Source organism: Mesorhizobium sp. M7A.F.Ca.US.008.03.1.1 (genome assembly GCF_003997495.1).
In the GTDB taxonomy this organism is placed as follows: domain Bacteria; phylum Pseudomonadota; class Alphaproteobacteria; order Rhizobiales; family Rhizobiaceae; genus Mesorhizobium.
Genome location: NZ_RZRU01000073.1, coordinates 1 through 251 on the forward strand (window position 1 = coordinate 1; position 251 = coordinate 251).

1 pseudogene is annotated in these 251 nt (G+C 62.5%); it reads right to left on the reverse strand.

The window, feature by feature from the left end:
• Positions 1-152: 152 nt before the first annotated feature.
• Positions 153-251: pseudogene (locus EOA16_RS33450) on the reverse strand (enoyl-CoA hydratase); the annotation flags it as partial.

Here is a 251-nt window from a genome sequence, read left to right on the forward strand (position 1 = left end):
CCAGCTGCTCGGCCAGCTCGCGATGACGGTCTTCGAAGAACGGCCAGTTGAGGAAGGAGCGGTCAGGCATGTTTGCCTCCGCAGTGCTTGGAGCGTTGCGCTCTACGGCGCCCCCCTCTGTCCTGCCAACGTCTCGATTGAACCGCTCATCATCAGTCCCCCTCGAACACCGGCTTCTCCTTGGCCACGAACGCCTTGTAGGCACGCTCAAAATCCCGCGTCTGCATGCAGATCGCTTGCGCCTGCGCCTC